14 protein-coding genes are annotated in these 15,388 nt (G+C 39.0%); 4 read left to right on the forward strand and 10 right to left on the reverse strand.

Annotated elements, in window-relative coordinates; translation table 11 throughout:
• Positions 1–111: 111 nt before the first annotated feature.
• Positions 112–1,008, reverse strand: a complete 897-nt coding sequence (locus GO593_RS01415) for a LysR family transcriptional regulator (protein WP_001041371.1) — start codon at positions 1,006–1,008, stop codon at positions 112–114.
• A gap of 119 nt (positions 1,009–1,127) precedes the next feature.
• Here GO593_RS01415 and GO593_RS01420 point away from each other — a divergent pair, with 119 nt between their 5' ends.
• Positions 1,128–1,703, forward strand: coding sequence for an NAD(P)H-dependent oxidoreductase (locus GO593_RS01420; protein WP_001039791.1), 576 nt, complete (start codon positions 1,128–1,130; stop codon positions 1,701–1,703).
• Between the two features lie 66 nt (positions 1,704–1,769).
• Here the strand turns inward: GO593_RS01420 and GO593_RS01425 are convergent, their stop codons facing one another.
• Together GO593_RS01425 and GO593_RS01430 are read right to left on the reverse strand one after the other, a co-directional pair.
• A complete protein-coding gene (locus tag GO593_RS01425; RefSeq protein ID WP_001057073.1) occupies positions 1,770–2,864 on the reverse strand; it encodes a fatty acid desaturase family protein in 1,095 nt (364 codons plus the stop codon).
• Positions 2,865–2,876: 12 nt separating this feature from the next.
• The gene (locus GO593_RS01430) at positions 2,877–3,947 is read right to left on the reverse strand and encodes a ferredoxin reductase (RefSeq protein ID WP_001147894.1); all 1,071 of its coding nucleotides are present in this window, start codon (positions 3,945–3,947) and stop codon (positions 2,877–2,879) included.
• A gap of 140 nt (positions 3,948–4,087) precedes the next feature.
• Here GO593_RS01430 and fabR point away from each other — a divergent pair, with 140 nt between their 5' ends.
• Together fabR and GO593_RS01440 are read left to right on the forward strand one after the other, a co-directional pair.
• Complete coding sequence (gene fabR / locus GO593_RS01435; protein WP_000195199.1) at positions 4,088–4,783, forward strand: HTH-type transcriptional repressor FabR; 696 nt, start codon at positions 4,088–4,090, stop codon at positions 4,781–4,783.
• A 166-nt stretch (positions 4,784–4,949) separates the two neighbouring features.
• Positions 4,950–5,966, forward strand: a complete 1,017-nt coding sequence (locus GO593_RS01440; protein ID WP_001191208.1) for an AI-2E family transporter — start codon at positions 4,950–4,952, stop codon at positions 5,964–5,966.
• A gap of 57 nt (positions 5,967–6,023) precedes the next feature.
• Here the strand turns inward: GO593_RS01440 and rapA are convergent, their stop codons facing one another.
• The 6 genes from rapA to GO593_RS01470 all read right to left on the reverse strand — a co-directional run bounded on the left by rapA (position 6,024) and on the right by GO593_RS01470 (position 12,995).
• A complete protein-coding gene (gene rapA, locus GO593_RS01445; protein ID WP_000413579.1) occupies positions 6,024–8,861 on the reverse strand; it encodes an RNA polymerase-associated protein RapA in 2,838 nt (945 codons plus the stop codon).
• Between the two features lie 144 nt (positions 8,862–9,005).
• Positions 9,006–9,644, reverse strand: coding sequence for an RluA family pseudouridine synthase (locus GO593_RS01450; protein ID WP_001279315.1), 639 nt, complete (start codon positions 9,642–9,644; stop codon positions 9,006–9,008).
• 132 nt (positions 9,645–9,776) lie between these two features.
• On the reverse strand, positions 9,777–10,481 hold the full coding sequence (locus tag GO593_RS01455; RefSeq protein WP_000499853.1) for an isochorismatase: 705 nt from the start codon (positions 10,479–10,481) through the stop codon (positions 9,777–9,779).
• A gap of 61 nt (positions 10,482–10,542) precedes the next feature.
• Positions 10,543–11,841 (reverse strand): glutamate-1-semialdehyde 2,1-aminomutase, encoded by a 1,299-nt coding sequence (gene hemL, locus GO593_RS01460; RefSeq protein WP_000059225.1) that lies wholly within the window; start codon positions 11,839–11,841, stop codon positions 10,543–10,545.
• A gap of 42 nt (positions 11,842–11,883) precedes the next feature.
• Entirely contained in the window at positions 11,884–12,495 is a 612-nt protein-coding gene (gene thiE, locus GO593_RS01465; RefSeq protein WP_001214807.1) for a thiamine phosphate synthase, read from the reverse strand.
• Between the two features lie 116 nt (positions 12,496–12,611).
• On the reverse strand, positions 12,612–12,995 hold the full coding sequence (locus GO593_RS01470; protein ID WP_000636743.1) for a DUF962 domain-containing protein: 384 nt from the start codon (positions 12,993–12,995) through the stop codon (positions 12,612–12,614).
• A 165-nt stretch (positions 12,996–13,160) separates the two neighbouring features.
• On the opposite strand from GO593_RS01470, the gene GO593_RS01475 reads away from it, so the two are divergent.
• A complete protein-coding gene (locus GO593_RS01475) occupies positions 13,161–14,624 on the forward strand; it encodes a CYTH and CHAD domain-containing protein (RefSeq protein WP_000230514.1) in 1,464 nt (487 codons plus the stop codon).
• 35 nt (positions 14,625–14,659) lie between these two features.
• Here the strand turns inward: GO593_RS01475 and GO593_RS01480 are convergent, their stop codons facing one another.
• On the reverse strand, positions 14,660–15,292 hold the full coding sequence (locus tag GO593_RS01480) for a hypothetical protein (protein WP_001150005.1): 633 nt from the start codon (positions 15,290–15,292) through the stop codon (positions 14,660–14,662).
• Positions 15,293–15,388 lie beyond the last annotated feature (96 nt).

Below are 15,388 nucleotides of genomic sequence, written 5' to 3' on the forward strand. Positions count from 1 at the left end.
TTTTCCGGGTCCAATCATATGATTACTTGGACCCTTTTCTATATCTGATCAGCAATATTATTTATTTAATAAAGCTTCATGAGCTTTTTATATTTAAGTCTTGCTACTTCTCTAAATTTTCCCAACTAAATAATTTCCCAAAGCTTGAGCCAAATAATCAAAAAGCGTTCTGATTTTCGGAATTTGTCTAAAATCTTCATGGATTACGAGCCATAGGTCATATCGATGAACTTCTAGGTCTGGAATCACTTGTATAAGCTCTTGGCATTGATTTGCTATAGGACACTGAATAAAACCTATTCCTAACGCAGCCTTTACTGCTGAAAACTGAGCAGGATGGCTATCGGTGCGTATCTTGAATTGTTCATTTTTAAGCTCAGGTAAAAGCATCCTTATCATTTCTCTTTCAAGAAGATTACGATCTGGACCAATCAAATCATGTTGTCTTAAATCTTCTAGACAAGTGGGATTACCTTTACGCTGTATATAATCTCGATGAGCATAGAGCCCCAATGGCACCTCACCTATCTTTTTAGCCACAAGTGCCTCTTGAACTGGTGGATACATTCTGATTGCCAGATCAGCCTCTTGCTCAAGTAAGTTGGCAGAAGAATTGTTTAGGGATAATTCAATATTAACTTCGGGATACAGTAAGCGGAACTTTGAAAGTAATTGAGGTAGAACCATTGTTCCCAGAAAATCCGATACGCTCACTCGGACACTGCCTGCAATTACGTTTAACGGAGCACTTGCTGTCCGCATAAAATAGTCAGAAGCACGTTGCATTGCTCGCGTAGGGACTTCAAGGGCCAAAGCGTGTTCCGTTGGCTTCAAACCATGAACAGAACGGCTGAACAAAACAGTTCCCAACTGATGTTCAAGATGCTCAATACGTGTTCGAACAGTGGGTTGTGTAACGCCCAATTTACGAGCTGCTGCTGAGAAACTCCCTTCTTCTAAAACCACTAAAAAGAATTTCTGATCATCCCAAGAAATCTGTTTGTTCATCAAAATTCTTTCATCTGCTCAATTAAATTAGTCAATTTTATTATAGGGCTGCTTTTTTTATGATGTGAATATTATTTATCGCATGTGATTAATCATCATAGAAATTAAGGAGATATATTATGAATAAACCACTTTTATTAGTTTTTCATCCCGATTTGAGCCAATCTAAGGTTAATCGCGCTTTGGTTGCAACATTACAGGATCAGGACAAAATTGATATTGTTGACATTCAAAAGCTGTATAACGGATCTTTAGATATAATGAACGATGGTGCGATTGAAGCTCAACGCCTGATTTCTGCTTCGCACATTATTTTGCAGTTTCCTATCTATTGGTATTCAGTTCCACCTATTTTTAAAGCTTGGATGGATGCCGTCTTAACGCGGATGTTTTATCTTTTTTATGAACAGGAAGGCCAGCATATTGAAGGCAAACCACTTTATTTGCATATTACGGTTGGCAATTTAAGTTCGGCATATCAAAAACTGGGGCAAAATGGCTTTACTCTAGATGAACTCATGGCTCCTTTAAAAGCCACTGCACGCAGATGTGGTTTAATCTGGCATCCTCCCCATGTTATTTTTAATGCAAATCAATTGAATGAAAATGATATTACAGAGCAAACCTCGCTCTCTATAAAACAGTTTGAACAATGGGGCATATTTAATAATAATTCAATAATTCCTTCATATTAGTGCTAAGTCAAAAAAAACGCACTTCTGAAAAATCAGAAGTGCGTACAATGTTATAAGAACAAAATATTATTTTTTAAATGGGAACGCATATTTCACAATACGCCCAACCACTTGTCCAAACTGCTTAACAAAGCTGGCATTGTTATAGTTCAAGCCATATTTCTTACAAACCGCCTCAACTTTTGGAGCCATTTGGCGATAACGACGAGCAGGAATATCTGGGAATAAGTGATGTTCAATTTGATGACTTAAGTGACCAGACAAAATATGGAATGCTTCTGAACCTGTTAAGTTAGAAGAACCACGGATTTGGCGCATATACCAATGTCCACGGCTTTCTTCTTGTAAAACAGATTTTGGAAACACTTCTGCATCTTTCGTGAAATGACCACAGAAAATAATACTAAAGGTCCAGATATTACGAAGACCATTTGCGACCAAGTTACCTGTAAATACTGGTAGTGCTGCCGGCCCTGCAATAAGTGGGAAGAAAACATAATCTTTAAAGAGTTGCTTGCCAATCTTTTTATTAACTGGTTTTAACTCTTCTAAAAATTGTGCCTTAGTCTTACGCTTGTAAAGTACACGCCCAATTTCAAGATTCTGAATTGCTACGCCCCACTGGAACAATAAGCAAAATGGAATACTATAAATCGGTTGCAACAAGAACCCTGGCTTCCAACGTTGCTCAGGGAATAAGCGAAGTAAGCCATAACCAATGTCATCATCAATACCTTTAATATTGGTATAAGTATGATGTTTATAGTTATGGGTTTGACGCCAGTTATCAGAGGTACCTACAGTGTCCCATTCATAAGTTTGACCATTAAATTTCGGGTCATTCATCCAGTCATATTGACCGTGCATAACATTATGGCCGAGCTCCATGTTCTCCATAATTTTAGAGAAACCTAATAAACCCGTACCTAAAATCCACGCTGGCGGGAACCAACCTGCAAATAAACAAGCTCGGCCTAAAAAGCTACTATAACGAATAGCAGCATAGACACGGCGGATATATTTAGCGTCTTTTTCACCCAAATCATCCAATACTTCTTGTTTGATCTGATCAAGCTCTTTTGCAAATGCTTCAAGTTCTGCTGGAGTCAAATCTCGATTTTTAGGATTTTTAAAATATTCGACTTTCACTGGCATATTCATAAGAGTTCTCTCTTAAAGATCAATAACTAGATCGGATTGTGCTGAGTTCACACAAATTTTAAGTAATTGGCTTGGTTCCGTATTTTGGCTACCGTTTAGTAAATTACGTGTAGAACCTTGCGTTTTACTACAAACACATTTATTACAAATTCCCATACGACAGCCATGTGTCGGCTTAAGGCCTTCATGCTCAAGGCTGACCAAAATGGATTGGCCTTTAGGAATTGCAATCACTTTATTAGACTGGGTTAATGTGACATTCACATAACCAATGTCATCCGCAGAACTTTCATTAGTTAAACTAAATGCTTCTGTAAGTACAGTTGGTGCTTTTTCAAAAAGCTGTTCAACAGTTGAAACAAAACCCGATGGACCACATGCATAAACTGTGCTGTTTTCAATACCATCAACTAGTGCAAGGTGTTCGGCATTTAAACGTTCATCATTTGGCGTTTCTTGTGTGTAAAACACCTGATAGCTAAAGTTTGGGTTTTGTTCAGCCACTTGTTCAAAGTACTCTGTAAAAGCAGCATCAGAACGCTGTTTGACCCAATATAAAAGTTGAACCTGCGTTTTTTCTAACTGTTGGCTTTGCTTAATTGCTGTGATTAAGCTCAACATTGGTGTAATACCACTACCAGCAGCCAACATAATTAATTTCGGTGTCTGGATGTTTTGTTGCATGTCACCATAAGGCTGCCCAAGCTCAAAAACATCACCAATTTTGCTTTCTGCAATAAACCAGTTACTGACAATACCATCAGCAACTTTTTTAACTGTTAAACGTAAGTGCTCTGCATCAATTTGCGTCAAGCTATAAGTACGTTCATAGCGACGGCCCGCAATTTCAACAATCACTGGATGATGTTGACCTGCCGCGCCCATTTTCACTAAGCGGTTGCATTTTAATGTCAGGCTCACAGTGTCATGAGCTACGAATTCTTTTTTTACAATTTGAACTAGTCCATGCTGCACAGACCATAAAGGATTTATTTTTTGTAGCCAGAAGTTCGCCATATTTTTGTCAAATACAGCTTGTGTTAATGAATTGAATAGAGAATTTCTCTTTTCGATTGCTTGCATAACTGAGGGCTCTGTCGCTCTTTTTTAATTATTATACACATGTATATATATTTGTATATACACTCGTACTTTTAATTACAATTTCACAAGTTCCCTGTCTAACGCTATAATCCAGACAGTTTAAGAATATATTGAAAAACATGACCCAAACCTCACTTTCTCAGAGCCCAAATGACACAGCCTCGTCACAAGATGTCATTGAAATAAAAACAGTAACGCGTTCTGTTGGAAGAAAAGCGACGATTACGAAAGAAGAACTTTTTCAGGCAGCTCTTAACCTGATTGGTCCACAAAAAAGTATTGCCTCACTCAGCTTACGAGAAGTTGCTCGAGAAGCTGGTATTGCCCCAAACAGTTTTTATCGTCACTTTAAAGACATTGATGAATTAGCTATTTCACTCATTGACCGTGCCGGTATCGTATTACGTAAAATTATTCGTCAAGCACGCCTTCGTGCATCTTTGCAAGACAGCATTATTCGTAGTTCTGTAGAAATTTTTCTGCAACAGCTGGATGCTGATGAAGGTAATTTAAGTTTATTGTTGCGAGAAGGTTTTACAGGTTCCGCTTCTTATAAAGCTGCTGTAGATCGACAGCTCAACTTCTTTCAGCAAGAGCTACAAGAAGACTTAATTCGCTTAGAACGCCTCAATAACAATCATCTATACCACCCTGAACTTGTTGCAAAAGCAATTACACAACTTGTGTTTCACATGGGTGCCAAAGTGATTGACCTTCCTATTGATCAGCGTGCGGAAGTCGCAGAACAAACAATGATTATGATCAGAATGATTTTAGAAGGTGCCCGTCATCTAGACGAAGCAAAAATAAGATAGATTCCACATAAAATGGTTTGTGATTTTACAAGCCATTTTTTATACACCTGTGCCTGCTGATTAATAAAAATATAAACCATAGATTGAAGCAGCTTAGATGCAAGAGTATAAGTAAATAATTCTAGCAATACATATCGATACTTCCCCACGTTATTCAGGGATTCACATGCAAAGTTTGAGTAATCGTCAAAGCCTGATTGCAAGCTATATTCTGATGGGCATTTTTTTGCTTTCGGTTATCCCCTTGCATCTCTTAGCAAGTTTTTTTGCAGGCTTTCTCATTTATGAAATTATTATTAGTTTAAGCTCTATTGTTGAACGTTATATTGATGGTCAAAGAGCCCGCATTTTTATTAGTATTTTATTAAGTATTATTACTATTTCTCTTCTTGCCTTTTTCATTACAAGTTTAATTAGCTTTGTAGTTTATGATTTAAAAGGAGTCGGTTTACATAGTATTAACGGTAAAGTCGACCAAACACTACTGCACTTACAAGCGGAGATTGGGAAATATTTACCGGGCTATATTCCAGATAGCGTTACAGAACTGAAAGATGAAATATTCGCGTTTATGAAAGATAACGTGACTACATTAAAAAATGCCAGTTCCGATATTTTGCATAATCTAGTGACTATGGTGATGGGTCTTATTATCGGTATATTGGTTGCTATTCACGGCTTTCACCGACGTACACCCCAACCTGTTTTCAAATCCTTACTGATCCAACGTATTCAAAAATTATCAATTTCTTTTAGAAATGTAGTTTTTGCACAAATTAAAATTTCAGCGATTAATACGCTGCTCTTTATATTATTTGCTTTTGTACTATTGCCGATCTGGGGTGTTCACCTACCTTTCGCCAAAACCTTAACCATTCTTACCTTTATGTTTGGCTTAATTCCAATTTTAGGGAATTTAATTTCAAATACTTTAACTTTTATTGCGGCTCTTACAATTTCACTCGGTCTAGCAGGTGTTGCGCTACTCTACCTCGTATTAGTTCACAAGTTGGAATACTTTATTAATGCCAAAATTATTGGTCATAAAATTAATGCCAATGCATGGGAAATTTTATTGGCCATGTTAATTTTCGAGTCAATCTTTGGCTTAAGTGGCTTAATTGCAGCACCGATTTTCTATGCTTATTTAAAACTAGAATTAAAAGATGCCAGATTGATTTAACTTAAATTTACTCAATAAAAAAAAGCGCCTGTGTGGCGCTTTTTTATTACTCATTGCTTATGGTTTAACTACTACAAGCACTTGAATCGCTTCAGGCGTTACAGTTAAGCCCTCAAGCAAGCTTAAACCTTCTTTTTGCAACTTCTGTAAGCGCTCAATTTCATCTTGGCGAATGCTCGGGTTGAACTGTTTTAAGTAAGTTAAACGATCAATCTCATATTGCCATTTATTACCATAATGCTCTTTTGCTTGCTGTTGAAGCTGAGGTAAACCTTCTTTAGCAATATCAAGCGCTTGTTTATAACGCTCTTCAATCACTTCACGGCGGGCTTTAACCACTTGGCGGCAGCTATTGCCATCTAAGTGATGCAAATACGGTTTTAAAATGGTTGGATCAATCTTTTCAGATAAGTCCTGACCATTTTCACTTAACAATACGCGAATAAGTTGTTTTGGTAAGCTTGATGGCAAGTTCAAGGATTTTGGTGCCACCACATCAACTTTAAACCAGACTTCAAGTAAAACCGAACCTTGCTTTAATGCATTGGACTTAAGCACAGCAACATTGGTACTACCAAATGATTGTGTACGGATCATTTCCATGACACTTTCAATAAATGGATGTTCTAAAGTCAGATACTGAGCATCTTCACGCATTTGCGCTTGGTCACGATAGAAAGTCGCAGTCATACCTTCTTCATCTAATGCCAAACCTTGCACTTGCATCTGGTCGGTTGGACGAATAATGACTGTACCGTTACTTTGCTCATCAAAGTCAATATTAGTTGAAGACATGAAACGCTTCACAAACATAGGTAGCGTTGTGTTGTCATCATAGTCTTCTAACGCTTGAACAATTTCTTGTGCAACGATAGGACGACATGAGTTGTACTCAAGCAAACGATCTCGACCAGCTTGTAACTCTGCTTCTAAAGCTTGGCGTTGAACATTAACTTCTTCGAGTAAATCTTCAAATGTTTGACCTTGGTCGGCAAGCAAGCAATCTTTTAATTCAACAATAAAGTTTTCTTGTAGCGTTTGAGCCGTTGGAGAAATATTGCTGAAAATATTTAATGCTTCATTATACCAACGGAACATACGCTCTTGAGCGGTGCCCATTAAGTAAGGTACATGAATCTGGATACGGTTTTCTTGACCAATACGGTCTAAACGACCAATACGTTGTTCTAAAACGTCAGGGTTTGCAGGCAAATCAAATAAAATTAAATCACTCGCAAACTGGAAGTTACGGCCTTCTGAACCAATTTCTGAACAAAGTAAGATTTGAGCACCGTAGCTTTCTTCTGCAAAGTAAGCAGCCGCTTGGTCACGCTCAAGCAAACTCATACCTTCATGGAACATGGCTGTACGAATACCTGCATGCAAACGAAGCGCACTTTCTAAAGACTCGACAACAGGACCACTACGGGCAATTAAAAGAACTTTTTTATGCTTAAGTTCTTTACGTAGAATTTCCATTAACCACGGTACACGCGGATCATTTTGCATCCATGAGCCATCAATTTGTGCTTCTTCTGGCCACATTTGCTCGCGTAATTTACCGTCTTTTGACCAATCTGCTGGCGCAGGTAAAGGCGCAGGTTGGCAATCACGGCCAGGGAAGCCTTGAATCGCTTCACGCGTATTACGGAATAAAATACGACCTGTGCCGTGACGGTCTAACAACTCATGAATCGCTCTGAAACGTTGCTCAGGTTGGTCTTCAATTGAATGCCCCAACAAACCTTCTAAAGCAGTTAAATGCTCTTGAGTTAAAGGCTCATCCGACATAAGCACTTCTGCAACTTGCGCAGTTTGCTGATATTGGGCTTCTTCATCTAAGAAACGCTCTAAACTACTAAAGCGCTGCGGATCTAACAAACGTAAACGCGCAAAGTGACTTTCCACACCCAGCTGTTCAGGCGTTGCAGTAAGCAACAATACACCTGCCGTATTTTCAGCAAGCTCTTCAACCAAGTCGTAACGATCGTTACCACCCTCTTCTTCGCTCCACATCAAGTGATGTGCTTCGTCGACGACGAGTAAATCGAAACCAGCTTCTAATGCTTGTTCACGCAAATCGTCATGGTCCACCATCAAGTCGACGCTGGCAATAATACATTGCTCAGTTAAGAACGGGTTAAGTTCTGGATCATGTTCTTTGATAGATGCAGTACGGGTTAAATCAAACAGAGAAAATTGCAAATTGAAACGGCGTCGCATTTCAATCATCCACTGATACTGAAGAGAATCAGGGACTAAAATCAGGATACGTTCAGAACGGCCGGTTTTAAGCTGTTGGTGGATAATTAAACCAGCTTCAATTGTTTTACCTAAACCTACTTCATCAGCAAGTAAAACACGTGGTGCGAAACGTTTACCGACTTCATGTGCAATATAGAGCTGATGCGGAATTAAACCTACACGCGCCCCAACCAAGCCGCGTAATGGGCTGGTTTGCATTTGCGCCTGCATCAGCATTGCTTCAATGCGTAGGTCATACCACTCTTTATAATCAATCTGGCTTGCCAGCAAACGATCTAAAGGTTTTGATAATTGAATTTGTGCACCAATACGTGTTTCGTTTAGCGCTTTACGTTCTTGCTCGCCATTTTCTAAAGTACGAACCACGTTATAACGCAAAACACCATGACGGTCTTCAACCGACTCAACAATCCACTTCTGACCTTCTTGGTCTTGAACCTCATCATTTGTGTTAAAGATGATGCGAGAAAGCGGTGCATTGTTGCGTGCATAAACACGCGTTTCATCACTTTTGGGGAATAAAATGCTGACAGATCTTTCATCTACATCAATAAGAACGCCTAAACCGAGCTCAGTCTCTGTATCTGATAGCCAACGTTGACCAATAGCATACTGCTGCAATTTTTCCACCTTTTTCTCAAGTTCGCACTACATATTGTACGATGCAAAGTAGCTTATTTTTGCATCTTTTTATGTAGTCTTTAAAGCAAAATTTTGCAGCAAAAACCAATTAAATTGTTTCGCTACAAAAATTACTCATTGAAAGTTTTTACATTAAAACGGTACAGGACAGTTAAAAGTTAATGATTCCCCTGTGACAGGATGATTAAAGCTTAACTGTTTAGCATGCAAGCACAGACGAGGAACAAGTAATTGTTCCGGTGTTGCATACAATGTATCACCTACAATTGGATGTCCCAGATATTGCATGTGTACACGGAGTTGATGAGAACGACCGGTAATCGGTGTTAATTTGACACGCGTAACCGGTTGTCCTTGAATCTGGAAATGTTCAATTGCCTGCCAATGTGTTAAAGCAGGTTTGTTATGAGAAGCATCGACAATATGTAAAGGTGGTCGACTCGGATCATAGACGACAGGGATATCCACTGTCCCTTCACCCTCTAAATGACCAGCAACTAGCGCTTCATATATTTTCGAAGTTTGACGGTCTTGAAATTGGCGTGCAATCGCACTCTGTCCACGCTTAGATAACCCAAAAACCAAAATACCCGAAGTATCACGGTCAAGGCGGTGAATGAGCAAAGTTCGTGGTTCAATTGCCACCAGTCTTGTCAAAACGCTGTCATGTAAATCACCTTTCCCTGGCACACTCAAGATGTCCGAAGGTTTATGAATCACCATAAAATCATCATCACGATAGATCAGATGTTCACTTAGAAAATCACTCAAAGTTGTATTCCCAAGGCAAGATGAAAAACAAGCGGGCAATAATAAAAAGCTTACGTCCGAATTACAATGCTGTTCGGGTAAATTAACGACAGAATTTGCAAATATTATGAATCACATTACGGCTAAAGCCGATTAGCGCTTCAATAACTGCATAATATGTTGCAATGTAGGAGTTTGCATCAACTCATCAACAGTTAGGCTCGCACCATTAGCACGCCATAATTCCACCAAATAATTGACTCCCGAAGCGTCTAGACCATAGTTTCTTAAATCTATTTCGGGATGAATTTCCATTGGATGTCGCGCTATCTGTTCAGCAACTGCCAATAAAATTCCTTTATCAGACAACACCTGTAATGACGGTGCACTTAAAGACCATAAGCGCATTAAAGTCTGCGTGTTTATATGTTGAATATGGTCAAAACTTATTTTTTCAATCCATTGTATATGCTGCTCTAAACTACTCGCCAAGATTGCATCATTTACAACAGCTACATAATCGGTAATGGATAAAACAAGCTGCATGACTTGCTTAAATAGCGGTGATAAATTCCCCGCCATAATTACCTGTGCCTGAGTGTTTGATGACAAGTGCTGCCCAAGCTGTAACATGGCCTGTTGAAGTTGAGATGACTGAATCATCATGACCGGAATTTCGAGTGCTTGTGCTCTTTTACTTAGTATTTCTAAATGATCGGCTAATGGCTGATGCGCCCAATCAGATATATTTTCAAGATCATCTAGCCCGACTAGGAGCAATATGCTTTGCGTAGATTCAATAGGCCAATTTGAAGTACTTGCGGCTAACTGGATTTTTCGAGGTAAGGGATAAAACATTGTTCTCTACAAATATAAAATAGCTCAAATTAAAAAGCCCGTTTAAAACGGGCTTTTTTGCTTACTTCATTTCGGCGAAGGTTTCTTTTGCAGCCTGAATGGTAAACTCGATATCTTCATCAGAATGAGCAGATGAAATAAAGCCTGCTTCAAATGCAGACGGCGCCAAGTTTACGCCACGTTTTAACATGCCATGGAAGAACTTTTTGAAAGCTTCAATATCACATGCCAACATAGAGTCAAAGCTTGTGATGTCTTCTTGGTCAGTAAAGTAAAGCCCAAACATTGCGCCAGCTTGCTGAGTTTTAAATGGAATACCCGCTTCATCTGCTGCTGCTTGTAAGCCTGCAAGTAACTTTTCAAGTTGAGCAGATAATTTGTTGTAAAAGTCCGGTTGACGTAAATGTTTAAACATTTCGATACCAGCGCGCATAGCAAGTGGATTACCAGATAAAGTCCCCGCTTGGTATACACCCCCTAAAGGTGCGATGCACTCCATGATTTCACGCTTACCGCCAAATGCACCAACTGGTAAGCCAGCACCAATAATTTTACCCAAAGTCGTTAAATCAGGTTTAACGTTATAAACTGACTGAGCTCCGCCCAATGCAACACGGAAACCTGTCATTACTTCGTCAATAATAAATACAGATTTGTATTCATCACACACATCACGAATCGCTTGTAAGAAACCTTCAATTGGTTTCACCATATTCATGTTACCTGCGACAGGTTCAATAATGACGCCTGCAATTTCATGACCAAATTTAGCAAAGCATTCTTTTAATGCTGCAATATCGTTATATGGCAGTGTTAAAGTGTGTTTAGCGAAATCAGCTGGTACACCTTTTGATGTTGGTTCGCCCTCACCTTTAGTTAATAAACCAGAACCTGCTTTTACTAACAATGAGTCAGAGTGTCCGTGGTAACAACCTTCAAACTTCACGATCTTGTCACGGCCAGTATACCCACGTGCTAAACGAATAGCAGTCATGGTCGCTTCTGTACCAGAGTTGGTCATACGTACCAATTCAATAGATGGCATGATTTCACAAATAATATCTGCCAACGTTGTTTCGTGTACGGTTGGTGCACCAAAACTTAAGCCATCTTCTGCTGCTGTTTGCACAGCCTTAATAATATCCGGATGAGCATGGCCCAAAATCATTGGTCCCCAAGAGCCAACATAATCTACATAGCGCTTACCATCTACATCCCACAAATATGCACCTTTGGCCTTCTCAATGAAAACCGGTGTTCCTCCAACGCCATTAAAGGCACGTACTGGAGAGTTCACACCACCTGGAATGTGTTTGCTGGCTTGTTTAAATAACTGTTCTTGCTTTGGAGATAAACTCATGGAAATGCTCGTCTTAAATATCTAAAAAATAATTTTGAAAGCTTAAGAAAATAATTGTGCCCACGCTTGTACACGGGCAGGAATTTCAGCAGTTGATCGACCTAATATATCACTAATGACTGCACAGAGGTCAGCTCCGGCCTCAATCACAGGTTTTGAATTTTCAACAGTCAAACCACCAATTGCACAAATAGGTAAATCATATTGAGCTGCTGCTTGCTTAATGACTTCAATACCTACATTGCCAGCTTCCGGTTTAGTGGCAGTTGCATAAACCGCACCAAAGGCAACATAAGTTGCGCCATCGGCAATTGCTTTTTGAGCAAGCTCTAAAGAGTTTAAGCAAGTACGGCCAATAATGACACCTTCTGGTAACTGCGATTTTGCATCAGTGATTTCACCATCGCTCTGACCTAAATGCACACCTAAACCAAACTGAGCAGCCAGTTTTAGGTCATCATTAATGACAAAAGGAACCTGATATTTTTCACATAACTGTTTGATCTGTTCGACTTCAGCAGGCTGGTCGGCTTTGTCTACTTTTTTACGGCGGTACTGTAAAATTGCGATTTGACGGGTTGCGAGTGCGGCGTCTAATTTTTCTAATAATAATTGGATTGGGTCATCATTGGTAATGAGGTATAAACCGCGCATACTCTACTCTCGCTTTTTAAAAACTTCGCTAGTATAACGGATTTATAAGTCATCATAAGTACCGATTGATATAGGCTTATCAGTACCAATCGGTATATTAAAAATAGAAATAAAAATTAACTTGGAATTTTATCGTGCTTGCGATCAATTAAACTTAACCGACCAGTCGCAACATCGGAGAGCATTCGCCAATCAGAAATAAAGCTATAAAGCGGTTGTTTAAAACTGGCAGGTTTATTTTTTTCAAACATAAAATGTCCAACCCATGCACATGTATAGCCAGAAACTAAACCATAGAGTGCGTATTTGGCCTGTTTCTTACGAATAGCTTTTGAAAAAAAGTATAGACCAATGCTACTTCCCACCGCATGTAAGCGTCTGCTCATAATATTACGGTGTTCAGTTAAATAAAAACGATAAAATTCCTGATAGTTTTTAATAGGTAACTCAAACTCTGGCTGAGTTTCATGATTAAAATTTACGCGTGCATTCACGATCATCTTCCTGATTTTTATTTGATCAAAACATCACCTGATTGTACACCTAAATAAAAGTATAGCGTCATATGTTTGATTGTAACTTTCTCTATCAAAAACATTATTTTTAGCGCTAAGCTATTATACTTATTCAAGATAGTTTAAATACCTGATTCAGGGAGATCTGTTATGGTTGAAGTTGAGCTTAAGTTTCAGTTACCTGAATCGAAGAAAAAAACCGTCCAGCAATATTTAAAAAAACATAAAGCACAGTATATTCATTTACAGGCCAAGTATTACGATACGCCAGACCGCCTACTTGCAAAAAATGGTATGGCCTTACGCTTACGTAAAGAAAATGATCTGTGGGTACAAACCTTTAAGGCTGCCGGCCAAAGTCATTTACATCGTGTCGAAGAAGAAGTTTTTTTAGGAAAATGCGATCAAGAACCTGACTTAAACCTTGAGTTATATAAAGACAATAAAGCCGTCACAGATTTGATTACTCAAGCTTTAGGCTCTGAAGTCGAAAAGCTAAGCTTACAGTTTGAGACTGATGTACAACGTACCTATCATGTTTTTGAAGCAGATGACACGGCAATTGAAGTCTGTCTCGATGACGGCGTCGTAAAAACAGCAACAGCACAAAGCAAAATTTGCGAAGTTGAGTTCGAACTTAAACAAGGTGCAGTTAAAACACTTATTCAATTTGCTCAGCAATGGATTAATCGTTATGAACTTTGGCTCGATGTTAGAAGTAAAGCCGAGCGCGGTAATTTACTCGCATTGGGGCAAGCTGCTTCACCGGCTGTTCACGCAAAAAATCTGAACTTAGATAAAGACATTTCAGCAGAACAGGCACTCAAAAAGATTGTAGAAAACTGTTTGGGACAATTCTTGCCTAACATGGCCGCAATTGCCGATGGAGTTGCCGAGGCTGAGCACATTCATCAGGCACGTGTAAGCTTACGCCGTTTACGTAGTGCACTAAAACATTTTTCAGCATGGTCAGACGAGTTAAACCCTGTGTGGGAAGAGCAAATTGCCGAACTGTTCCGTCAGCTTGGGGACACGCGAGATGAAGATGCCATTCGTACCGAAATTTTACCTATGATTGTGCAGCATGGTTCACCTGAGCTTTTACTTCCGCTCTCTGAACAGCCATTAAAAGATCTTGCCACACTGTTTAAATCAGCAGACACCATTAAGCTTATACTTGCCTTATTAGCATTTGCCTATTCAGAAGAAGAAGATCAAAACGCCAAAGGAAAATTGAAAAAATATATAGGAAAAAGCTTAGATAAGTTACATCATCAAGTGGTGAGTAATGCCGATCATTTCACTGAACTTGAAGTCACCGAACAACACAGAACGCGCAAGAAAGCCAAACAGCTTCGTTACTGCATTGAGTTTATATCGAGCTTATATCCTCGTAAAAATGTTCAGCAGTTTTTAAAACAATTACAGCCTGTGCAAAATACTTTAGGACTTTATAACGACTTATTTATTGCCGAAGATCTATTTAATAAAGCGATTGAACACGACCCACATTTTTGGTTTGCATTAGGATGGGTTAAAGCCAAACAACCTTATTTACAAAATCAGTCTGCCGAAGCTTTGCAAAAATTTAAACAGGCAAAAACATTTTGGTAAGAATCTTGAAGTCGCGGCAAATATGCCGCGACTTTTTATCTATATTTACCAAATACTTTCCATACACCGTTATCTGCTAATGGATCGCTATAGCTATCACTACGCTGTTTTCTTGGTTTATCGCGAGCATCGACGAGTTTAAAGTGTGGCTCTACCCCTAACACAATACCATTGGTATAAAACCGTGAACGCGTATATTCACTTTGACCATGCTGGAATACATACGTCCGTAAATCAATAAATTCACGGTGTGCAACTAGCGCTGCTGTATCATCACTTTGCAACCATTCTTGCATGGTAAATATCTGGTTTGTGTCAAACTGCCCACATTTTTCAATAAGACTTGCAACACCACGGAAAGTTTTTGATTCTTTTGCGCGTGTTTTATTAATCCGAATTCGGTCTACATGGAAAAAGAATAAGGGTAAGTTTAGATGGCTTGGTAAATGAATTGCATCTGGTAATTCATCTTCCATAAAAGGTTGAAAAAGCTCTTGTGCCCTTTCTATTAAATCTTTCCATTGTTGGTAATAGGCCACAACTTCTTCTTGCAAACCATAATAAATTGGCAGCCCTTCTACATGCTCCAAATATTGGGGTGGAAAAATATGCTGGCGTAATAAAGCAATGTCTGTTTTTAGACTTTGAACGGCAATTGCATCTTGCATATTATAACTCCCAATACTTAGGCTATTTACAGACTAAGGCAAAGGTTTTGTTTCCGCAAGGCTTTGCCTATAATAAGCAGCTCTATTTTTGCGGGA

It is taken from the genome of Acinetobacter baumannii (genome assembly GCF_009759685.1).
In the GTDB taxonomy this organism is placed as follows: Bacteria; Pseudomonadota; Gammaproteobacteria; order Pseudomonadales; family Moraxellaceae; genus Acinetobacter; species Acinetobacter baumannii.